The following is a 20,673-nucleotide window of genomic DNA, read 5'->3' as shown; positions in this document are numbered from 1 at the left end:
TCTGCATGGGATGCTCCATCGGTTCACATCAGCGACGATGGATGCAATATCCTCGCCGCCGCCCCATAGCATCTCCCATCAACAAAGCCAGCATGGATGGCAGCGCAACCCTGGCCCATGCAGAAGATTGAATTCGCGCGCGGCCTGCCGCGCTCGATCTGCACTCATCACTCATCGGAGAATGCGAGGAGGCCCCCGTGAAGACGCGGCGCGTCTTCGGATCGAACGCGGCGTGATCGAAATCGCTGTTCAGTCCGTTCGGGATGGCGATGACGCCCAGTCGCTTCAATAGCATGATGCCCTTATCGATCAGCGGAAAAAGGGAGGGTCGAGACGACCAGCGAGAGCCCCGCCAACAGCAACAGTGCCAACACAGCCTTGCGAAAGGTCTCGTCCTGGATGGTCCCGAACATCTTGAAGCCGGACCAAAGGCCGGCGACCATGAAGGGAACGCCCAACGCGTACAGCACCAGTGTTTCCCTGGTAATGGAGCCGGCCGCTGCCTGGGACAAGGAGATGACCACGAAGGCGATGAACAGCACCGGCTGAAACACGGCCCGCTGCAAATCCTTCGGCCAACCGCGCCATTGGCACGATATCGTGGAGATCACGCCGCCGAGCCCCGTCAACCCGCCAAGCATCCCATTCGAGATGCCTATTGCGATGTCTGCTCCGGTGCCGATTCTCATGGGCGCGAACACAGGGCGCGCCAAGCCGTAAATGGAGTAAATCATCAACAACACACCGACTCCGAACCTCAGATAGAGGGGATTGAGATAGACGAGAATTTCAACGCCAATCGGAATGCCGATGACTGTTCCAAGCGCGAGAGGCCATGCCTTGCGCAGATCCAGGACATGTCGCAGCCTATAAATGCCGTAGCCTTGGGTGAGCAGACCGTACCCCGCGATCAAAGTGGCGGTCTGGATCGGCGTGATGATGTGCAGCCAGACACCAGAGACGACCAGGCCCATCGCGAAGCCAGAGAAGCCGCTGACGAAGCCACCGGCAAGGGCGGCAAGAGCAAAGATAGCGAAGCCAAGTGCGTCCATATGATCGTCCCCGGATCGAGGTGGCGAGCGCTTGGATGGGACTCCATCTCACGGGGAGGTCTCGGTATCCCCGAATCGTCAGTTGTTATGTCAGATGCTTCTCTCGCCCATCGAATAGCTTCCAAGCGTGCCGTCCTGGTCGTAGACGAAGCGATAATGGACTTCGTCCGACATGCCGCGGATTCGACTCGGGTCGCACGACAGCGGCTTCATGACGTAGGTCATGGCAGTCCTCCGTTGAGATCACGGATGAATTTCGAGTTGGATGGTTCACGATCGCTGCCCGCCCGGCAGAGTCCGTCGGCACGGTGATCCCACCGCCGACAGCGAGGCCCTGGCGGGCGCGAGACGGATAAAGCGGCTTGGAGAGGGGATCGGAAAACGGAAGACATGCAGCGTCCTTGTCGAAACCGGGACGCGATTCTTGGGCATGTCGCCTCGCGGGGAGATCGCTTCCCCGTGAGGCAAATATTACGCGCCGGTCGAATTTGTCAATGCCGTCGAAGCTTTGTTTCTAACCACTAGACGGCGCGGATCCGACCAAGCTTCTCGTCACCTGCTGGTGCTCGTGATCGTGTCACCCATATATGTCGCTGTCGGCTTGGACCGCAGAGGATTCGATTTTGTCTCAACGACGCTCGGCGTTGTCTGGCCGGGCCCGCCAATCACGTCCCACCGTTTGATGATCCTGATCCGATTGATTGGCTCGGCCGGCGCGATCGCCATCGGTGCCGCCTTGCGCCTTCCAATCACGTTCGATCTTAACGTCTTCGGCGTTCTTCCTGTCTTGGTCTCGGGCCTGTTCAGCTTGCTCGGGAGTTCGATCCGGCTGCACCGGAACGGTCGCCTGCGCCTGACGTGCAGGAGCCGTCTCGTCGGCGCGTGAGGGACTGAGCGTACAAGACAGTAATACTGCCGCGGTGATCACTAGGACACGCATGCCTACCTCCTCCGTTCGTAGAACGGTAACGACCGATACAAGCTTGGGTTCGGAACGGTCGGAGCCGTTTCAGTGCTGCAATGCGATACTTGCGCGTGAATTTGGCCGGCTCGCATTTCACCGAACCTCTTCGCGCGCAGCTCCCGCCTCGCATCAGCTCTTCGTGCTCGCCGTCTTGTCGAGCGCCGCGCGGAGGCCTTCGGCAAGCTTGACGGCATCGTCGTTGGCCCAGAAGTGCATGAAGAAGAGCCGAGGCTGTTCGTCCAGCATGTGGCTGTGCAGCGCGGTCACCTCGATGCCGTGCGTCCGAAGCGCGAGGATGACCTGGTTCACTTCGTCGCTGGTCAGCACGAAGTCGCCCGTGATGGCCGCCCTACCCGCGCCCGTCGGCTGGAAGTTGATGGCGATTGCGACACCCATGGCGGCGACGGGCGTCAACAGCATGCCGTCCTCCGTGATGGGGTCGCGCCGCTTCACGTTGAACTGGTAGACGCCGCCGTTCGCCTGCCCCTTGACGCCGATGATCTGGTCGAGCTTCGCCGTGTCGAGGTCGATGGCGGGCGGCGGATTCGCCGGCGCCGTGACCGTCAGCGGGGTCTTGCTTTCGGCCAGGGCATCATGGATCGCCGCGGCCAGCTTGACCGGGTCGCCATGTCCGGCGACGTGCATGTAGAACGTCGCCGGGCTCGCACGCAGCAGATGATTGTGCACGGCGGTGATCTCGAGCCCGCTCGCGATCATCTTCGCCATCACCGGATTGATCTCGGTTTCGAGCAGCACAAGATCGCCCATGACCATGGCGCCGCCATGCGCAGGCTTGAACGCGATCCAGCCACCGAGCGCCAGCGCCGGCTTGATCGCGACGCCGTCCAATGTCACGGAGAGATCGGTGCGGGGAAAGCCGAAACGGCGGACGTCGTCCGAGACGGCGGGCTTGCGGCCCAGGGTCTCGTCCACCTTCTGCCAGTCGGCATCCTGGGCATATGCCGGGATGAAGGGGCCGAAGCGAAATGCAAGAAGGCAGACGCCAATGCCGACCACGGCCCAGATGATTCTTTTCATCGTGCTACTCCTCGGCTTAGTTTCGCTCTTTAACCCGACCACTGCTGTCGACGACCAGCGTCACCGCCTTGCCGTTCTTCACCGCCTTGGCGGTGACGCCTTCAGCCGTCGACTTGATATCGCTGACTTGCGCGTAGCCGGCCGCCTGGATCTTGGCGACCAACTCCTCCTGTGTCAGAGCGTGCGCGCTCGACAGCACGCCCGCGATCGCAAGCAACAGGACCGTGCGGAAGATTGCTCGTGTTCGCATGATCATTCTCCTGGTCTTGTCCTGCCCCAAGTGAAGTCCGTTTCGCGATCTTCCCCTACTCGGTGCCAACACGGCGCAACAGGCCGCGGCATCAATGCGCACAGCGATGCGACCGGCGCGGACGCCGTGCCGAGAAATCGAGCCAGTCTGCTGGATGCAATCGAGGAAAGTATGATGACATGGTGCGCCCTTGGTGATCAGGACGCGATGCTTGGGCATGTCGCCTCACGGGGAGATCGCACATCCCCGAACCCCAAGTAAAAACCCGAGGGCGGCGGCTGTCAACGGGCGTAGGCTTCGGGCGGCCCACCGAAGTCGCCGACGAACGTCACAAAGAATTCACCGCTCCGCGGAACCGCGCCAGCCATGTCTTGAAACTCGCGGACGGCCCCGCTAGTGTCCTTTGCGTGGGGACAAAGCAGACTCCCCGTGAGGCCTCGGTCCAAGCTCTGCGCAGCACGCCATTCGTGGAGCTTGCGCATGGACATCGAACGACACCCTTCTCATCGACACACCGTCGCCATCCTCTCACGCGGAGACGCTGCCGCGCGGCGGGATGCGACGGCGCAAAAAAGCCGCTTCGTACACGTCTTCGAAGCACTCGCCGCCGTCGGCATTGAAGCCCAGCCGGCGATCTATGATGAAAGCTTCGCCGAGGACGTTCGTGAACAATTGCTCGCGATTGACGGCGTGCTGGTCTGGGTCAACCCCATTCAAGACCGTCGAGATCGCGCTGGTCTCGACGCATTGCTGCGAGACGTCGCGGCTCAGGGCGTGTGGGTCAGCGCTCATCCCGATGTCATCCTCAAGATGGGCACCAAGGAGGTACTCTATCGTACCCGCTCGATGGGCTGGGGATGCGACACGGCGTTATATCAAAGCGCCGAGGCCATGCGCGCCGAGTTGCCGACACGGCTCGCCGCTGGTCCGCGCGTGATCAAGCGCAACCGGGGCAATGGCGGCCAAGGCGTCTGGAAGGTCGAGAGTCTGCCGACCTCCTCCATGATAAAGGTGCTGGACGCGACGAAAGACGCGCCCGAGGAACTGACGCTGGATGATTTTCTCCGTCGTTGCGCGGAGTATTTCGAGAACGGCAGCGTGATCGACCAACCATTCCAGCCTCGCTTAAGCGAAGGCGTGGTGCGTTGCTACATGGCGGGCGATCGCTGTGCCGGCTTCGGCTATCACAAGGTCAAAGCCCTGGTCGACTCGCCGGCCGCCCGTTCCGAGGCCGGACCGCGCCTCTACACCTCGAACGCAGAGCCGCGTTTCCAGCGGCTGCGTCGGTTGATGGAAGACGAGTGGACGCCCCAGCTGACGTCGTTGCTGGATATTGCGCGACTTGACCTGCCTGCGATTTGGGACGCCGACTTCATGCTTGGTCCGGTCCTTCCCGACGGGACCGACAGCTATGTCCTCGGCGAGATCAATGTCAGCTCGGTGCATCCTTATCCGGACGAGGCGCCGGCGGAGATCGCGAGGCGAGTTGCCGATCGGCTCCGGCGAAGCTTTGACACATGCTGACGGTCCGCGCGCTCAAGCGCTTGCACCTCTCCGTTTCATTCGACTTGCAGGACGGCGAATGCGTCGCCCTGCAAGGGCCTTCTGGCGCCGGGAAGACCCAGCTCCTTCGCTCGATCGCGGACCTCGATCCCAACGAAGGAATGGTCGAACTGGACGGAACGCTCAGGGAGGCCATGCCCGCTCCGGCTTGGCGCAAGCGGGTGACCTACCTCGCTGCCGAGCCGGGCTGGTGGTCAGACATCGTGCAAGATCACTTCAGCTGCTGGGATGATGCCTTACCGCTGGTCATGAGACTGGGGTTGCCGTGCAGTTGCGGTCCCTGGCCGGTCCAAAGACTGTCGACCGGCGAGCGACAACGGCTGGGGCTAGTGCGGGCGCTGATGCTGCGGTCGCGGGTTCTTCTCCTGGACGAGCCGACATCGGCCCTCGATTCGGCATCGACGGCGGCAGTGGAATCTTTGATCGCGGAACGCATTTCGAACGGAACGAGTGTCGTCTGGAGCACTCACGACAACGCCCAGGCCTGCCGCGTCGGGTCGAGGGTCATTGTGATGAATGCCGACGGCGGGATCGAGGACAATCGGCCGTGAATTACATTCACTTGGCATACGGCGATTTGGTTCTGCCCGCGCTCCTTGTCGTCATGGACGGCGCTCTCTCGCTCGCTCTCCGCCTCAAGCTTGAAAAGCAGCTGGCCATCGCCACCGTGCGGATGGTGCTTCAGCTGGTGCTCGTTGGATACGTATTGACGTTCCTGTTTGCCGCGGTCTCGCCGCTCTGGACCGCCCTCGCCGCCGTCATCATGGTTCTCTTCGCGTCACGGGAAATCGTCGCTCGGCAAAAGCGACGCCTGCCGGGTATCTGGAGCTATGGCTTAGGAGCGGGATGCATGCTGCTGGCGGCCGGTACCGTCACGATGTTCGCGCTCCTGACGGAGCTACGTCCGGATCCGTGGTATCATCCGCGCTATGCGCTGCCATTGTTGGGCATGATCCTGGGCAACACCATGACGGGAATAAGCCTGGGCCTGGACGTGCTGACGAATACACTGGTGCGCGAACGAGCCGCCGTCGAAGCTTGCCTTGCTCTTGGCGGTACCCGGTATCAGGCGTTGCTGCCGGTCCTGCGGGACGCATTGAGAAGCGGCTTCACGCCAATCATGAACAGCATGGCTGCGATCGGCCTTGTCTCTTTGCCGGGGATGATGACCGGTCAAATCCTTGCAGGCGTCGAACCGATCGACGCCGTCAAGTATCAACTCTTGATCATGTTCTTGATCGCCGGCGGGACGGGATTGGGGACGCTCGCCGCCGTGACGGGAGGCGCTCGCCTTCTGACCGATCATCGGCATCGATTGCGCCTCGATCGATTTTCCACCGCCGAGTAGAATTGCGCGACCTCATATCGACTTCGCCCCACCAGGCTGCACCTTCCGCGCCCACAGCAGCGCCAGCGGCCCCAGTGCAATCCCGACCGCGAGGACGCTGAACGCCAAGAGCCAGCCGGTCGCGCTCTGCGGGCCGCCGGCTGCATCGAGGGCGGCGCCGGTGCCCCAGGCGCCGACCGCCGACAGGCCGAAGCCGACCGTCGAATGCAGAGCCAGGGTCGCGCCGCGATGTTCGGACACAGCCGCGGCCGACATGCCGGCGGTCAATGCGCCCGAATCCGCCGGCACGGTCAGGCCATAGACGAGCAGCAGCAGTGCCAGCACCCATGCCGGCGCTGTCGCGTTGAGGCCGATGACCAGCGCGACGCAAGCCGACGCGATCATCACGACCGTGATCGCGCGATGGCGCCCGAATTTCAGCGCGGCCTCGTTGCCGAGGATGCTGGCCGGCATCGAGATCACCGCAAAGCAGAAGCTCAGCACGACGGGGCTCAACCACGACGGGGCGCCTTGATGGGCGACGACGAAGGTCCAAAACCCGACCAGCCAGGTGCGGATGCCGTAGAGCTCGAAGCAATGGGCGCCGTAGCCGAAGATGTATCCGAGCGCCTCGCGATTGGCGAAGACGGGCGCGAAGTTGAGCAGACGCCCCGCCTTCGGCGCGGGCCGCTGCTCCTGCATCAGAAGGCACGCGACGACCATCGCGATCGGACCGAAGCCGGTGACAAGAAAGGCGGTCCGCCATCCCCAACGGTCGGCGATCAGCTGCGCGACCAGGAACGAGAGACCGACGCCGACCGAGAAGCTCGACGTGTATAGCGTGACGGCGCGTGAACTATCGCCGGCGGGAAGCCGATCCGTCAGCGCCTTCAGGCCCGGCATGTAGGCGCCGGCAAATCCAAGCCCTGCCAGGGACCAGATCGCGGTCGCGGACCAAAACCCTTGCGCGAAGATTCCGAACGCTGCGGTCGCCAGCCCGCTGACGATCGAACCCCAGAGCAGGACGAGCCGTGCGTCGATCCGGTCGGTCAATGTCGTCAGCACGGGCACGGCGAGCATGTAGCCGAACGCGTAACCGCTCGCCATCAAGCCGCCTTCGGCCGCCGAGAGGCCCCACGTCGGCATCAGATGCTGCGCCAGATTGGCGGATAGCGTCACGTGCGGCAGCAGATTGCCGACCTGGCCGATGCACATCACCGCGATCAGAGACCGGCCGCTCAAGTTACGAATGCTGTCCTCCCGCCCCCACGCCGAAACGGCGCACGAACCACAATGGATAACTCTCCGGCATCAGCTGCAAGAACCGACTTCATAAACAACCGCACCCCGAAGCGCCGGCCTTCTTTGCTGCTTCGTCGGCGGCGCAACAGGCCGTTGATTCCTGCTTCGCCGGCCCACCGCAACATCCTGATACGGCGCCGGCGGCTTCGACGCCGCCGCGCGTGCAGACGCCGGTCTCCGGTAGCACGAGCTCCACCCTTGCGGCGGCTTTCTTGTCGCCGGCGAGATCGGCCGCAATCGAGCGCACCTGCTCATATCCTGTCATCATGAGAAAGGTTGGCGCGCGACCATACGACTTCATGCCCGCCATGTAGAAGCCCGGCTCTTCGTGCGCGAGCTCGCGGGCGCCGTGCGGGCGCACGGTGCCGCAGCTGTGCTCGTTAGGATCGATCAGCGGCGCCAGGGCGACCGGCGCCTCGATAGCGGGATCGAGCCGCAGGCGCAATTCGGACAGGAACGAAAAATCGGGACGAAAGCCCGTCGAGACGATCAGCTCGTCCACGATCACGCTCCGTCCGCTGCAACCCGAGCCGGCCGCGATCTCGAGGCGGCCCTCGGTCTCAGCCAGATGCGTGACGCCGAATTCGGTTTCCACCCTGATCTTGCCGGAGGCAACGAGCGCAGCGAACGCACTGCCGAGCTCTCCGCGTGCAGCGAGCTTGTCATTCCGGCCGCCACCAAACGCCTTGGCGGGATCGGCGGCGCGCAACAGCCAGATAGCTTGCGTCCCCGGCGCCTCGCCCGCGAGATGCACGAGATCGATCAGTGTGCCCACCGCGGAGTGGCCAGCGCCGAGCACCGCAACGGTCCTCCCGGCATATCTGGCGCGACCGGCCCCCCGGACATCGGGCATGCCGTAGGCGATGTGGCCAGCGCATTCACGCTCGCCGATCGCGGGCAGACCATTACCTCCGGCAGGATTGGGCGAGAACCATGTACCTGATGTGTCGATCACCGCATCGGCGCGCAGCACTTCGGGGCCCTTGCCGTTCTGGTAGCGGATTTCGAAAGGGGCCAGCTCACGCCCCTTCGTCTTCGCCTTGTCGAAGCCGACGCGGCTGATGGCCGAGACACGGCTGGATGTCCGGATCACCTCGCGCAATGGCGTTCGCGTCGCAAGCGGCGTCAGATATCGATCGATCAGCTCGCCGCCGGTCGGATAGGCGCTCGGGTCCGGCGAATTCCATCCCGTCGGCGCGAGCAGGCGCGCGGCGGCCTTGTCGACATTGTACTCCCACGGCGAGAAGAGCTGGACCTGCTGCCACTGGCGCACCGCGTGCCCCGCTTCGGATCCTGCCTCCAGAACGATGGGTGACATGCCACGCTCCAGGACGTGCGCAGCTGCTGCGAGTCCGACAGGCCCTGCCCCGATGATGGCGACCGTCTTAGCGTTCATTCGGCTTCTCCCATACTTCTAGAATCATCGAACAATATCAGCCAAAAAAATCACGCCGCCGTTTGCGTCGTCTTGCATCCGACTTCGTCTGCGCAGCACTCCGCCGCCAGGAAATCGACCAGACCCCGCATCGCGTCGAAGTTTGCGTGGCAAATCAGAGTCGTCGATTCCCGGACCTGGCTGACGAGCCCGACCGAGACCAGGGTCTTGATGTGATGCGACAGGGTCGACGCCGGTACCTTCAGCTTGTCCTGCAAGCGACCGACGGGCATGCCGGAGTGCCCGGCCCGGACCAGGGCCCGGTAGATCTGGAGTCGCGTCCGGTTACCCAAAGCTTCGAGGCGTGCTGCTGCGTCGTCGATCTTCATGGCCGCCACGATGCGCCTGCCGATGTCAACTGTCAAACCATATTTCTAGAATATTCGAAATAACTATTCGGTCGCCCACCATGGAATTCCGGATTGACGCGTTCCAATTAGTTCCATAAGTCTGGATATATGGAAACAGAAGAAGCCGTCCTGGCGCTCGCCGCGCTGTCCCAGCCGACCCGACTGGAGGCGTTCCGAACGCTTGTCCGGCACGAGCCCGATGGCCTTGCGGCGGGCGATCTCGCCCGCCTGCTGGAAGTCCCATCGAACACGCTATCTGCCCATCTGTCGATCCTGACGCGCGCGCGCCTCGTCACCTCCGAGCGGCACAGCCGTTCGATCGTCTACCGCGCCAACCTCACCGAATTCCGCGACGTTGCGGTCTTCCTGCTGCGGGATTGCTGCGGCGGGCGGCCGGAAGTTTGCGAGCCGGTCGTCGAAACCCTGCAAGCCTGCTGCAAGCCGAGACGAAGGGAGCGGAGCCGTGCCTGATCAATTCGATCTTCCGCGCCGCCTCGCGGCCGAGGCGCTCGGCACGGGCATTCTCGTCGCCACCGTGGTCGGCTCCGGCATCATGGCGGAGACGCTGACCAAGGATGTCGCGCTTGCGCTTCTCTGCAACACGTTGCCGACCGGCGCCATTCTGGTCGTCCTGATCACCGTGCTCGGACCGATCTCCGGCGCGCACTTCAATCCGGCCGTCACGCTGGTCTTCACCGGCAAGCGCGAGCTACCGGTGAACGACGCCGCACTTTACGTCGTCGCGCAGATTGCCGGCGGCATCGCGGGAACGATGGCGGCGCATCTGATGTTCGGGCTGCCGCTGCTCGATTTCTCGGCGAAGGTGCGAACCGGGGGACCGCAATGGTTCGCCGAGGCCGTCGCCGCCTTCGGTCTGGTCGCGACGATCGTCGCGGGCATCCGTTTCCAGCGGGCGGCCGTCCCCTGGCTGGTCGGCCTGTACATCACGGCGGCCTATTGGTTCACGGCCTCGACCTCGTTCGCCAATCCGGCCGTGGCTATCGCGAGGTCATTGACCAACACGTTCGCGGGCATACGTCCCACCGACCTGCCCGGATTCATTCTCGCGGAGCTCTGCGGAGCCTTTGCCGCCATGCTGTTGATGAACTGGCTGCTCGGACCGCCCCAGGCGCGAGGCCCCATCCCAATCGCGGAGACTACCTTATGAGCGTCACGATCTATCACAACCCCGCCTGCGGCACCTCGCGCAACACGCTGGCGATGATCCGGCAAAGCGGCGTCGAGCCCGACGTGATCGAATATCTGAAGACGCCGCCGTCGCGCGAAAAGCTCGTCGAGCTCGTCAAGGCCCTCGGCATCTCCGTTCGCGCGCTGCTGCGGGAAAAAGGCACGCCCTACAAGGAGCTCGGCCTCCACGACCCCAAATGGTCGGACGACGAGCTGATCGACCAGATGCTCGCGCACCCCATCCTGATCAACCGTCCAATCGTGGTGACGCCCAAGGGCACACGCTTGTGCCGGCCCTCGGAAGCCGTCATCGATCTCCTGGACAATCCCGTCGGCCGGTTCGTGAAGGAGGATGGCGAGGTGGTCGAGGCGCGATGATTGCCGACATGGCCTCACTCGCGTTTGCCTCGACTTAAAATTTCAGGGTCGTGCGCAATCCGAAAACCGAGGCATTGCGCAATGCCCGTCCCGGCAGCGGACTAGCCGGAGCCGTCGCGCCGCCACCGGGATGGACGATGTATTGAAAGTTCGGCTGAACGGTCCAGCCATCCTTGATCTGGTATTGATAGACGGCCGTGAGCAGCGCCTCGAAGCTTCGCACCGGCCAGCGCGGATCGACGAACCTGGCATAATCGGCGTCGAGCGTCTGGGCCCGTTTTGAGACATGCGCATATCCGGCGGCAATGCCGAACTTGTCGTCGGGGCGTGCATTGCTGAGCCCGATGAGCTCGACGCCGCCATCTGCATAGACATCGACCAGATTGCGGTCAGCCGGCGCGCCGGACACGCGTGCGAAAATGCCGATGCCGCGATCGTCGCTGTTCGGCATCCGATAAATCTGCTGCTCGAAGACCGCCCAGGCTCCAATATCGCCCGACAAGAGCCGCGGTTCCCCGCTGCTCGTTGGCGCGGCCAGCGAGACGCCGTTGGATGCGAAGCGCTGATCCCCGAACGATCCGAAATGACGCCAGCCACCGACCTTGAACTGGCCGGTCAAGTTCGGGTCACCCTTCCTGTTATTCCAGGCATATTGAACCTGGCCGAGCAGAAGCGGCGGATCGTTGACCCGGAAATTGAAGCCATACCGGTTACGCTCCTGCGGATCGCCGGAACCGGGCCCGGCCTGGGCGCCGTCGAAAATCGCGCCAAGGACGGACAACTGGTCCGTCACGTTCCACAGGAGGCGCGCGCCCACGGCCGCCAAGGGCGGCGACGGCCCGCCGCTTGGCAAAGCAAGCGACGTGATCGCCGGCCAACCCATCGAGGCGTTGGTGAACACATCCGTGTACTTGGTATTGAAGAACTCGCTGTCGGCCGCCAGCTGCCCGAGCTTGAGCGATAGTTTCTTGTCGCCCCACTGCTTCTCGAAATAGGCCTCGTAGAGTCGCGTCGAGGGCAACGCTTCGATCCCGCTGACGACGAAGAAATTCTGCAGATTCGAGCGCGAGAGGCCTTCGCCGTGGATCTGAAACATGTTGGCGTGAAAGGTCAGCTTGTCGATGCCGACGAGTTTTTCGAAATCCAGATCGACGGCGAGATTGAGCCTGCCTTCGTAGACCGCACCTTTCTTCAGACCGCCGGTCGGATTTCCGAGCACCTCGCCGATATAGGTGGCCGCAAACTTCACCCCGTACTTTTGCCAGGGGTTCGGCAGCAGCCCGAGCGTTTTCTCCTCGATGGTGCTCTCGCCTGTATCGGGATCGGCAGGCTTGTCGTCGTCGGTTTTCTTGTCTTCCTGAGCCGCGGACTGGGCAGCCGCGACCAGGCAAGCCGCAACGATCAACGCCCGCATCGAATACCTGATTGCTCTGGCGGCCACGCTCACCTCCTGAGCGATCAATGACGCACGCCGCTGCCCGACATTCAAGCGGGCCGTCGAACAATGTGCGCCGGCGCGGAAATCCGATTCGCGCGCTGTTAACTAGCGCATGCGCGAGGCGGTACTATGTTCACTTTTGCACTTCGACCATCAGATCTTCGGGATCTTCGCCCGCTCCACCACGCCGATCCATTTGCTGATCTCGGTCTCGATCAGCGTCTTCATCTCCTCCGGCGAGCTGCCGCGAACCTCGCCGCCGACGGCGGTCTCCAGGCGCTGTTTGAGGTCGGGATCCTTGAGAGCGTCCAGCGTCGCCGCATTGAGTGCGGCGATGATGCCGGGCGGCGTTCCCTTCGGGGCCAGCAGGCCGGCCCAGGTGCGCACGTCATATCCCTTGATACCGGCTTCCTGAACCGTCGGCACGTCGGGCAACAATGCGGTGCGCGCCGGCGAGGTCACCGCCAGGCCGCGGATCGCACCGCCCTGAATCTGCGAGGCGAGCAGGACGGGGGTGCCGACGATCACCGGAACCTCTCCGCCGAGCAGCGCGGTGACGGATTGGGAATCGCCGCGATAGGGCACGTGCACGATCTCGACGCCGGCGGCTGCGTTCAACAGCTCTCCTGCAAGATGGTGCGTGCTGCCGAAACCGACCGATCCGAAGCTGAGCGCACCGGGCTTCTGCTTTGCCATGGCGACGAGCTCGCCCAGCGATTTTGCCGGGTAGTCGCTACGCACGGCAATGACGAGCGCGTAATAGACCAGCGTCGAGATCATCTCGAAGCTCTCGGCCGGCTGGTAGGCGAGGCTCTTGTAGGTCGCCGCGGAAATGGCGTGAGCGCCGGTGACGAGCCCGATCGTGTAGCCGTCGGCCGCCGCTTTCGCGATGGCATCCGCGGCGATGTTGCCGCCGGCACCGGGCTTGGCCTCGACGATGATCGGTTGTCCGAGCTTTTTCGAGAGCCCGTCGGCGATGATGCGCGACAGCGTGTCGGCCGCCCCGCCCGCGGCAAATCCGTGCAGCAGGCGGATCGGGCGCGATGGATAATTCTCCGCCGACGCCGAAGTGGTTGCGAAAAAACCGCCAAACAGAAAAATCGCCGCAGCAAGCCGCTTCATCCGTTGCATGGATGCGTCCTCCCTTTTGATTGTTCTATCGTTGGCCGCGACGAGGCGGCGTTTCTTCAACTCGCGTTTGATCCGCTACCGGGCGAACTCCGTGCATTCAGGCGATGGCGGCATGCCCCAGACATCGCGGGGCAGGCCGACCCAGACTTTTGGCCGCTGCGGTCGGTCGCGATGCCAGGGACGCGGCTCGAAATAGCCGAGCGCCTCGTCGGTCATGCGGTCGAGATCGAAGAACAGCTCGACCACATGCCCGTCGGGATTGCGGTGGTAGATCGCGGTGTTGTGCCCGGGGCCATGACGCACCGGTCCCCAGAGAACCGGCAGCTTGTGCCGCGCGAGATGATCGCAGGCCTCGTGCATGTGGGCGGCACCACGCAGCTCGAACGCGACATGATGCAGGCCACGGACGGGCGCGCGGGCGAAGTTCAGCGTGTGATGTTCGAAGCCGCTGCGCATGAACACGAAGCGATCCTCGATCCAGTCGGAGACGCGCAGGCCCATCATGTTCGCGTAAAACTCCGAGGCCGCGCGCGGATCGGGCGTAGCAAGCGCGACATGGCCGAGCTTGCTGACGGCAAGCGCTCCGATCCGCTCCTGCGCGGGCGTCGGCGTCCAGCCCTGGATCAACTCGAAGCGCGTTCCTTCGGGATCGCTGAACGACAGCAGCCTGGAAACGCCAGGCAGCGGATCGCTCTGAAATTCGGGCCGCAGATCGGCCTGCTTCAGCGCCGCGCCGAGCGTCTCGATCTGGACCTCAGGAGATATCTCGAAGGCGATGCTCGTCAGCGCCGCGTCGCCGGGTTCGATCACCAGCGAAAGCTGCTCGGCATCGTTAGCGAGGAAGATGCGGTTGCCGTCGCGGCCGACGCGGCCAAGACCGATCACGGCGCGGTAATAGTCGAGCAACCGCTCGGGATCTGGCGAGGCAAAGCTCGCGTGCCGGAGCCGGGTGAAGCGTGCAATGGGTGCTTGTGTCGTCATCGTGCGATCCACCCCCTCATGGCGTCATGATGATCTTGCCGAGCGCGGAGCCCTGCTCGAGCAGCGTGTGGGCCTGCCTGACCTCGTCGAGCTTCAGGACCGCCGAGATCGCCGGCTTGATCGCATTGCGGCTCAGCGCGTCAATCACATTGCGCATGAGCGCGCGACGCCCGTCGCGATCGTGGTCGTAGATGTGAAAGGAGAAGCAGCGTATCGCCGGGCAGATGTCGAGATGGTCGCGCATCGCCGCCATCAGGTTTTCTTCCGGCAACCCGGCGAAGGCGTTGTACGACAGCAGCGTCCCCCATTTGCCGAGCGCGCCGAGATAGCCGGTGAACTCAGGCCCACAGACGTGATCGAGCACGAGGCCGATGCCCTCGCCCTTCGTCAGCTCGCGGGTCCGCGCCACCACGTCTTCGCGGCGGTAGAAGATGATCTCATCGGCGCCGTTGCCCCGCGCGAATGCGGCCTTCTCCTCGGTGGAGACCGTGCCGATGACATTCATCTGTGCGAGCTTGGCAAGCTGTACCAGCGCGGTGCCGACACCACCCGCCGCCCCGATCACCAGCACGCTCGCCGGTGCGCGCGGATGGCGGCACTCGTGCAGCAGCGCGTAAGCGACCTGGTAGTTCGACAGGCACACGGCCGCCTGCAGATCGACATTGTCGGGCAGCACGTGAATGGCGTCCGCGGGCGCGACCACATAATCGGCGTAGCAGCCGCCGCGCTGCGGCAGGTCGCGCGCGCTCAGCAGCACCTTCTGGCCGATCGCAAGCCCCTCGACGCCGGACCCAAGCGCGGCAATGCGGCCGGTGACGTCGTTGCCCGGATTGGCCGGCAGTGGCGGCATCCATTTGTAGACGCCACGCCGGATCAGCACATCGGGCTGCCCAACGCCGAACGCTTCGGCGCGAATCTGCACCTGGCCTGGTCCGGGCACAGGCACCGGAAGCTCAACCAATTCGAGTGCATCCGGCCCACCCGGCTGACGCACCAGCACCGCTCTCATATGTCACACGCCTCCCCAGCCATATTTTCGAAAATCATACCGTTTACGAAAATTATTGCAAGATGGTCGTTGGCGCGGCATGTTGAGCCATCGATTCAAATGACAGAAATCATGTCCGAAAGCGCCATTCGCTCCCGCAAGGAATTCGGCAAGACCGTTGCCGCCGACATCACCCATCGGCTGCGCGAGGAGATCATTGCCTGCGCACTTCCGCCGGGCGAGCCGCTGCGATTCGACGTCCTGCGCGAACGATTCGGCGTAAGTTTCACGACGCTGCGCGAGGCGCTGACGGCGCTTACCGCCGAAGGCCTGGTCGACGCGCAGGAGCAGCGCGGATTTCGCGTGGCGCCGGTCAGCCGCCAGGACCTGGTGGAAGTCACCGATGCCCGGGTGCTGATCGAGGTGGAATTGATCCGCCGCGCGATCGAGCGGGGCGACGACGACTGGGAAATCGCCGTCATCTCGACCCTGCACAGATTGAAGCGAATCGAGCAGCGCGATCCGGAACATCCGCTGCGCGATCCCGAATGGAAGATCGCCCACCGCCAATTCCACCAGGCGCTGGTGTCCGCCTGCGGCTCCGCGACACTCCTCGCCATTCGCGCCGATCTGTTCGATCGCGCCGAGCGCTATCGGCACCTTTCGGCCAATTTCCGGCCGCGCCCACGTGACAAGGCCGGCGAGCACCAGGCGATCATGCAGGCCGCCATCTCGCGCAATCCGGATCTCGCGGTGCAACTGATCGAGACGCATATCCGCTCGACCGCCGACAACGTCGCGACCTACGCCGCGCACCTGCTCGATACTGAATAGGCGACACGGCTTTTTATCGCCGTGGGCTTGCGCCTCGGTCCATTTTCGAAAATAATAGCCAAGATCGAAAATGCCAACCTTTGAGGCGTAACCATGAAGCTGCTGTCGTTTTTGGACGGGAATCGGGAAAGCTGGGGCGCCGTTGCCGAAAATGGTGTCGTGGATCTCGGTCGCGCCCTGCCCCAGTACCCTGTTCTCGCGGACTTCCTCGGCAGCGACGACTATGCGCGGCGCGAGGCCATCGTCGCTGGGCACAAGCCCACAATGGCGCTCAGTGACGTCAAATATCTGCCGGTGATCCCGCGTCCGGAGAAGATCGTCTGCGCCGTGCGCAATTATCTCGACCACCACAATGAAGCCGTGGCGTTCGGGATGAAGCGCGAGATCACGGAATTTCCGCCGATCTTCCTCCGCGTCTGGCGCTCCCAGGTCGCGCACAACGCGCCGGTGATCCGGCCGAAAGTCTCGGACAATTTCGACTGGGAGGGCGAGCTTGCCGTGGTCATCGGCAAGGGCGGCCGTCACATCAGCCAGGCCGACGCCTGGGATCACGTGGCGGGCTATTCGATCTACAACGACGTCAGCGTGCGCGACTGGCAGCGTCACGCCCAGCAGATCGCCTCCGGCAAGAACTTCGTCGGCACCGGCCCGTTCGGACCATGGCTGGTGACGCCGGACGAGATCGGCGATCCCACCAAATTGAAGCTCGAGACGCGCGTCAACGGCGCGGTGGTGCAGTCGTCCGACACCTCGATGCTGATCTTCTCGATTCCGCGGCTGATCGAGTACAGCTCGACCATCTTCGACCTCGTCCCCGGCGACGTCATCGCCACCGGCACGCCGGCCGGCGTCGGCTTCACTCGCAAGCCGCCTGTTTTCCTCACGCCCGGCGATGTGGTCGAGGTCGAGATCGAGAACATCGGCGTGCTGCGCAATCCCGTCGTCGACGAAGCATAGCGCCTGCGCATGTCGTCTCAAGACGTGTCCCATGACATCCGCAAGACCGCGCTTAGCGTCGAGACCACCTGGCACGAGCGCGGTCCCCGGCTGGAGAAGCCTCTGCTGGTCGGGACGGCCATTGCGGTGATCCGCAATCCTTTCGCGGGCCGCTTCGAACCCGACCTGATGCCGTTTCAGGCATCCTTGCGCGAACTCGGGCGCGAGCTCGCAACACGGCTGATCGCGCAGCTCGGCGGCGCCGCGCAGATCGAAGCCTATGGCAAGGGCATCATCGTCGGCGAGGACGGCGAGCTCGAGCACGGCGCGGTCTGGCACGAGGCCGGCGGTCAGGGCATGCGCGAGGTGCTCGGTCAGCCCAAGGCGATCGTTCCGGCGGCGAAGACCATCGGCGGTCCGGGCACGCGGCTCATGGTTCCGCTCGGGCACATCCACGCCGCCTATGTCCGCAGCCATTTCGGCACCGCGGAGATGACGCTGTGGGATTCACCACGGCGCGACGAGATCGCCTTCGGGCTCGTGATGGCGACCGGCGGCCGGCCTCACGCGCGCATCGGAGGCCTCGCGGCATCCGCGATCTCCGCGCACGACGGACAGCGCTGACGGGCGCGATCAATGCGCGTTGCAGCGGCAACGCTCGTAATCGACGGGATCATGGCTGTTGACGATCGTGACGCGTTCGCCGTGGTTCAGCTTCAGCGCGCGCAGTCGCACCTGGTTGGCGATCCGCATGCCGCGGTCCATGTCGGCGCGACGCTGGAAATAGCCCAGCACCAGCGGCATGCGGGGCGATGCGTCGAGCTGGCCGTGATGGAAATAGCTGTCGCCGGCGTGCAGCAGCCATTTGTCGCCTGATCGCACCGCGATACCGCAATGGCCGAGCGTATGGCCGGCGAGCGGGATCATCAGGATGTCCGCCTCTGCGTCGCCGAGGGCGCGCACGCCCTTGAAACCGAACCAGTCTTCGCCGGCTTCGCCATAGAATGTCCAGCTCGGTCCATGGCTCCACTGCCCGGTGACATAGCGCCCTTCCGGCGGCGCCGGCTTGCGCTGCACCGCCATGTCGTATTCGGCGCGATGGACATGGATCGCGGCATGCGGGAAGTCCGGCACGCCGCCAGCGTGATCGCGGTCGAGATGGGTCAGCAGCACATGGCGCACGTCCTTGGGGGAATAGCCGAGTGCCTTCACCTGTTGCACCGCCGTCTCCGCCGGATCGAGCCTTGGCGCGGTCTGCCGCAGCCATCGTCGTCCCAGCCGATCGGGCGTTGCGATATCGCCAAGTCCAATGCCGGTATCGACCAGGGCGAGCCCGTCATTGGTCTCCACTAGCAGGCAATGGCAGACCATGCGGGCGCGCTGGAACAGGCTGCCGGTGCCGTTCACGAGGCGCCGCCCCATCGGGCACATCGTGCCGGTGTTGAGATGGTGAATTTTCATCGCGCGTTCCCTGCCTGTTGTGAGCAGAGCGTTCTTGTCATCGTTAGATCCATAGGTAAAATATCGAATATTGATAATATCTCTAGGCATATCCTATGGACATACGCGAACTCCGCTACTTCGCCGCCGTCTACCGCGAGCGCAACCTGACCGCGGCGGCGCGCGTCTGCTTCGTTTCGCAGCCGTCGATCTCCACCGCGATCACCCATCTGGAGGCCGAGCTCGGCACCACGCTGTTCATCCGGCACAAGAAGGGCGTCGCGCCAACCGCCTCGGCCGAGCAGTTTCACACGCTCGCCCGCCGCATCATCGACGAGACCGACGCGGCGCGCAGCCTGTTCAGGAGACCGAGCACCAAAACCAATGTGACGCTCGGCCTGATGCGCACGCTCGACGTGCCCCGGACGATCGCACTGCTCAAGCCGCTGACGGCGCGCGCCGACATCGCACTCCGCCTCGTCGGCAGCGACGAGCGCGCCGACGCGCGGATCATCTCCAAGAGCGTGCTGCGCGCTGACGAACATTTCGTGGCGCTGTGGAGCGAGCGCTATGTCGCAGCGCTGCCGCCGTCGCATCCGCTGGCCCTGAAGGAAAAGCTTCGCACCGCCGATCTCGCCGGCGTCCCCTTGATCGACCGCTGCCATTGCGAGCAAAGCGAGTTCTTCCGCCGCAACCCGCAGGCCCGACAGACCGCGGCGATCGCGCAATCAGAGGATTGGGCCATGGCGCTGGTCGCAGCCGGCGTTGGCATCGCCATCGTCCCGGAAGGGGTAGCGCGCGGCAATCCGGATGTCGCGGTGCGCGAGATCGAGGTCAAGGTCAAGCGCGAGGTCGGGCTCGCCTATCGCGCATCCGTGCCGCTACCGGATGCGCTGAAGGATCTTGTCAGCAAGCTCCGGAAGCAGCGGCGCAAGCCCGCGGGGCAACGATCGCGCGCCCGCGGAAAATCCTAACCCTTCGAGACGACCGCACGGCCGTAGGGCGGCTGGGCCGCGACCGGCGGGTTGGCGGTCTGGGCGGCGAGTTCGCCGATCAGGCGGTCGGCATCGGCGGCCATGCCGTCGGGCGCCTGGATCACCAGCCGCTCCAGACCCCAGCGATAGGACGACACGCGCTGCTCGAGGCACTGCTGCACCCACTGGATGATCAGCGAATTCTCCTGCATGCGCTCGACCGCGTCCTCCTTCTCCTTCGGCGAGAGGGAGGAGACGCGCGCCATGCTGGCATTGCGCTTCTTGTCGAGGTCGATGACGCGGATCGCGGAGGCGAAGAACGGCTCGAAGCGGGTGATGTCGTTGCGCACGTCCTCCATCAGCTGCGTATAGCGCGAGGAGTGCGAACGGTGCGGCTCGTCGATCAGCGTGCGACCATACATGGTGCGATCGAACACGATCTTTTGCCGCCAGGGCGCGGGCAGCGCCTTGTAGTCGCCGAACACGCTCTTCCAGGCCGGCCGCGACAGCGGCGGCTCGATCAGGGGATAGGCGAGGTCGCGAAGCTGGCGCTCCTCGTCGGTGAGCTGGAATTGGGATGGCTTCAGACCGACGCTGGAGGTGACTTCCGCGCCCAGCCAGCGATGCATGTCGTCGCTGCGCATGTCGGCGCGGGTCCGGCCGAAATCGCCGCCACTACAGGCGGCAAGCGTCGCGCCCAGCACTGCGAGCATGATGGCCGTTACGACGGGCCGGATCTGGCGGAGGTTCTCCGGCATTGCAAAGGCCGAAGGCTAGCGGCGACGACGACGGCGCCCCGGCGCTGTGCCCTGCTCCGGCCCGTGATCGCCGCTGGTTTCGTCGCTCTCGCGCTCGATGCGGATCACGGGAAGGATCAAAATCGTGCCCATGTCCGCGCGCGGAGCCACGTCCCCCGACGCGCTCACCCGGCGACCCGCCGGAAATTCGATGATGGTCCCCATATCAGCTCTCTTCAATTGCCGCGCGACCCGGCGCGCCTCTGCAACATGCATTCATTAAGATCAGTTCATGGTTAACGGGGTGTAAACGTGCCGGCGGGACCGTAACCGCACGGGCGGGACCCGGCCGTCCCGTTGCGGCACG

At 64.1% G+C, this 20,673-nt stretch carries 25 protein-coding genes; 10 read left to right on the top strand and 15 right to left on the bottom strand.

Translation table 11 applies throughout. From position 1 onward, the window contains the following. Nucleotides 1-302: 302 nt before the first annotated feature. The 5 genes from AC0L23_RS05930 to AC0L23_RS05910 form a co-directional block, all read right to left on the bottom strand. Nucleotides 303-1,052: a sulfite exporter TauE/SafE family protein gene (locus AC0L23_RS05930; RefSeq protein WP_018458517.1), complete on the bottom strand. Its 750-nt coding sequence runs from the start codon at nt 1,050-1,052 to the stop codon at nt 303-305. A gap of 90 nt (nt 1,053-1,142) precedes the next feature. After that, nucleotides 1,143-1,277, bottom strand: a complete 135-nt coding sequence (locus AC0L23_RS05925; RefSeq protein ID WP_274535550.1) for a hypothetical protein — start codon at nt 1,275-1,277, stop codon at nt 1,143-1,145. Nucleotides 1,278-1,680: 403 nt separating this feature from the next. Continuing rightward, nucleotides 1,681-1,992: a conotoxin gene (locus AC0L23_RS05920; RefSeq protein WP_240543400.1), complete on the bottom strand. Its 312-nt coding sequence runs from the start codon at nt 1,990-1,992 to the stop codon at nt 1,681-1,683. 153 nt (nt 1,993-2,145) lie between these two features. Beyond that, entirely contained in the window at nt 2,146-3,054 is a 909-nt protein-coding gene (locus AC0L23_RS05915; RefSeq protein WP_018458514.1) for a DUF1259 domain-containing protein, read from the bottom strand. A gap of 16 nt (nt 3,055-3,070) precedes the next feature. Continuing rightward, entirely contained in the window at nt 3,071-3,304 is a 234-nt protein-coding gene (locus tag AC0L23_RS05910) for a hypothetical protein (RefSeq protein ID WP_026233600.1), read from the bottom strand. Nucleotides 3,305-3,784: 480 nt separating this feature from the next. On the opposite strand from AC0L23_RS05910, the gene AC0L23_RS05905 reads away from it, so the two are divergent. From AC0L23_RS05905 to AC0L23_RS05895, 3 genes are read left to right on the top strand one after another with little or no spacing between them, the layout of a single operon-like run. Further along, nucleotides 3,785-4,828 (top strand): Cj0069 family protein, encoded by a 1,044-nt coding sequence (locus AC0L23_RS05905; RefSeq protein ID WP_026233598.1) that lies wholly within the window; start codon nt 3,785-3,787, stop codon nt 4,826-4,828. After that, the gene (locus AC0L23_RS05900; RefSeq protein ID WP_018458508.1) at nt 4,822-5,418 is read left to right on the top strand and encodes an ABC transporter ATP-binding protein; all 597 of its coding nucleotides are present in this window, start codon (nt 4,822-4,824) and stop codon (nt 5,416-5,418) included. Before AC0L23_RS05905 ends, AC0L23_RS05900 begins: the two co-directional genes overlap by 7 nt. Further along, nucleotides 5,415-6,215 (top strand): ABC transporter permease, encoded by an 801-nt coding sequence (locus AC0L23_RS05895; RefSeq protein WP_018458507.1) that lies wholly within the window; start codon nt 5,415-5,417, stop codon nt 6,213-6,215. The genes AC0L23_RS05900 and AC0L23_RS05895 overlap by 4 nt, the downstream gene beginning before the upstream one ends. 12 nt (nt 6,216-6,227) lie before the next feature. Here the strand turns inward: AC0L23_RS05895 and AC0L23_RS05890 are convergent, their stop codons facing one another. The 3 genes from AC0L23_RS05890 to AC0L23_RS05880 form a co-directional block, all read right to left on the bottom strand. Beyond that, nucleotides 6,228-7,409, bottom strand: a complete 1,182-nt coding sequence (locus AC0L23_RS05890; protein ID WP_018458506.1) for an MFS transporter — start codon at nt 7,407-7,409, stop codon at nt 6,228-6,230. A 115-nt stretch (nt 7,410-7,524) separates the two neighbouring features. After that, entirely contained in the window at nt 7,525-8,892 is a 1,368-nt protein-coding gene (locus tag AC0L23_RS05885; RefSeq protein WP_018458505.1) for an NAD(P)-binding domain-containing protein, read from the bottom strand. Between the two features lie 50 nt (nt 8,893-8,942). Beyond that, nucleotides 8,943-9,260, bottom strand: a complete 318-nt coding sequence (locus AC0L23_RS05880; protein ID WP_018458504.1) for an ArsR/SmtB family transcription factor — start codon at nt 9,258-9,260, stop codon at nt 8,943-8,945. A 129-nt stretch (nt 9,261-9,389) separates the two neighbouring features. Here AC0L23_RS05880 and AC0L23_RS05875 point away from each other — a divergent pair, with 129 nt between their 5' ends. From AC0L23_RS05875 to arsC, 3 genes are read left to right on the top strand one after another with little or no spacing between them, the layout of a single operon-like run. Beyond that, nucleotides 9,390-9,752, top strand: coding sequence for an ArsR/SmtB family transcription factor (locus AC0L23_RS05875; RefSeq protein WP_018458503.1), 363 nt, complete (start codon nt 9,390-9,392; stop codon nt 9,750-9,752). Then, nucleotides 9,745-10,449 (top strand): aquaporin, encoded by a 705-nt coding sequence (locus AC0L23_RS05870; protein WP_018458502.1) that lies wholly within the window; start codon nt 9,745-9,747, stop codon nt 10,447-10,449. The genes AC0L23_RS05875 and AC0L23_RS05870 overlap by 8 nt, the downstream gene beginning before the upstream one ends. Further along, nucleotides 10,446-10,847, top strand: coding sequence for an arsenate reductase (glutaredoxin) (gene arsC, locus AC0L23_RS05865; protein ID WP_018458501.1), 402 nt, complete (start codon nt 10,446-10,448; stop codon nt 10,845-10,847). The genes AC0L23_RS05870 and arsC overlap by 4 nt, the downstream gene beginning before the upstream one ends. Nucleotides 10,848-10,881: 34 nt before the next feature. On the opposite strand, the gene AC0L23_RS05860 is transcribed toward arsC, so the two are convergent. The 4 genes from AC0L23_RS05860 to AC0L23_RS05845 all read right to left on the bottom strand — a co-directional run bounded on the left by AC0L23_RS05860 (nt 10,882) and on the right by AC0L23_RS05845 (nt 15,406). Continuing rightward, the gene (locus tag AC0L23_RS05860) at nt 10,882-12,261 is read right to left on the bottom strand and encodes a carbohydrate porin (protein ID WP_085362377.1); all 1,380 of its coding nucleotides are present in this window, start codon (nt 12,259-12,261) and stop codon (nt 10,882-10,884) included. Nucleotides 12,262-12,438: 177 nt separating this feature from the next. After that, a complete protein-coding gene (locus tag AC0L23_RS05855) occupies nt 12,439-13,416 on the bottom strand; it encodes a tripartite tricarboxylate transporter substrate binding protein (RefSeq protein ID WP_085362376.1) in 978 nt (325 codons plus the stop codon). 75 nt (nt 13,417-13,491) lie between these two features. Further along, nucleotides 13,492-14,397: a VOC family protein gene (locus AC0L23_RS05850; RefSeq protein ID WP_085362451.1), complete on the bottom strand. Its 906-nt coding sequence runs from the start codon at nt 14,395-14,397 to the stop codon at nt 13,492-13,494. A 16-nt stretch (nt 14,398-14,413) separates the two neighbouring features. Then, nucleotides 14,414-15,406: a zinc-dependent alcohol dehydrogenase family protein gene (locus tag AC0L23_RS05845; RefSeq protein WP_085362375.1), complete on the bottom strand. Its 993-nt coding sequence runs from the start codon at nt 15,404-15,406 to the stop codon at nt 14,414-14,416. A 111-nt stretch (nt 15,407-15,517) separates the two neighbouring features. Between AC0L23_RS05845 and AC0L23_RS05840 the strand changes: the two genes are divergently transcribed. The 3 genes from AC0L23_RS05840 (at nt 15,518) to AC0L23_RS05830 (ending at nt 17,779) form a co-directional block, all read left to right on the top strand. Beyond that, the gene (locus tag AC0L23_RS05840) at nt 15,518-16,219 is read left to right on the top strand and encodes a GntR family transcriptional regulator (RefSeq protein ID WP_085362374.1); all 702 of its coding nucleotides are present in this window, start codon (nt 15,518-15,520) and stop codon (nt 16,217-16,219) included. Between the two features lie 93 nt (nt 16,220-16,312). Further along, a complete protein-coding gene (locus AC0L23_RS05835; RefSeq protein WP_085362373.1) occupies nt 16,313-17,176 on the top strand; it encodes a fumarylacetoacetate hydrolase family protein in 864 nt (287 codons plus the stop codon). Between the two features lie 9 nt (nt 17,177-17,185). Beyond that, nucleotides 17,186-17,779, top strand: coding sequence for an amino acid synthesis family protein (locus AC0L23_RS05830; protein ID WP_018458494.1), 594 nt, complete (start codon nt 17,186-17,188; stop codon nt 17,777-17,779). 9 nt (nt 17,780-17,788) lie between these two features. Here the strand turns inward: AC0L23_RS05830 and AC0L23_RS05825 are convergent, their stop codons facing one another. After that, entirely contained in the window at nt 17,789-18,616 is an 828-nt protein-coding gene (locus AC0L23_RS05825; RefSeq protein WP_026233595.1) for an MBL fold metallo-hydrolase, read from the bottom strand. A gap of 95 nt (nt 18,617-18,711) precedes the next feature. Here AC0L23_RS05825 and AC0L23_RS05820 point away from each other — a divergent pair, with 95 nt between their 5' ends. Beyond that, complete coding sequence (locus tag AC0L23_RS05820) at nt 18,712-19,569, top strand: LysR family transcriptional regulator (protein WP_018458492.1); 858 nt, start codon at nt 18,712-18,714, stop codon at nt 19,567-19,569. On the opposite strand, the gene AC0L23_RS05815 is transcribed toward AC0L23_RS05820, so the two are convergent. After that, on the bottom strand, nt 19,566-20,327 hold the full coding sequence (locus tag AC0L23_RS05815) for a hypothetical protein (RefSeq protein WP_085362372.1): 762 nt from the start codon (nt 20,325-20,327) through the stop codon (nt 19,566-19,568). The genes AC0L23_RS05820 and AC0L23_RS05815 overlap by 4 nt on opposite strands. Before the next feature lie 15 nt (nt 20,328-20,342). Then, nucleotides 20,343-20,531, bottom strand: coding sequence for a hypothetical protein (locus AC0L23_RS05810; RefSeq protein ID WP_027516916.1), 189 nt, complete (start codon nt 20,529-20,531; stop codon nt 20,343-20,345). Between the last annotated feature and the right edge of the window lie 142 nt (nt 20,532-20,673).

Source organism: Bradyrhizobium sp. MI1.4 (genome assembly GCF_055811315.1).
The sequence above is the reverse complement of the archived record's forward strand: the minus strand, read 5'-3'. Positions and strand labels throughout refer to the sequence as shown.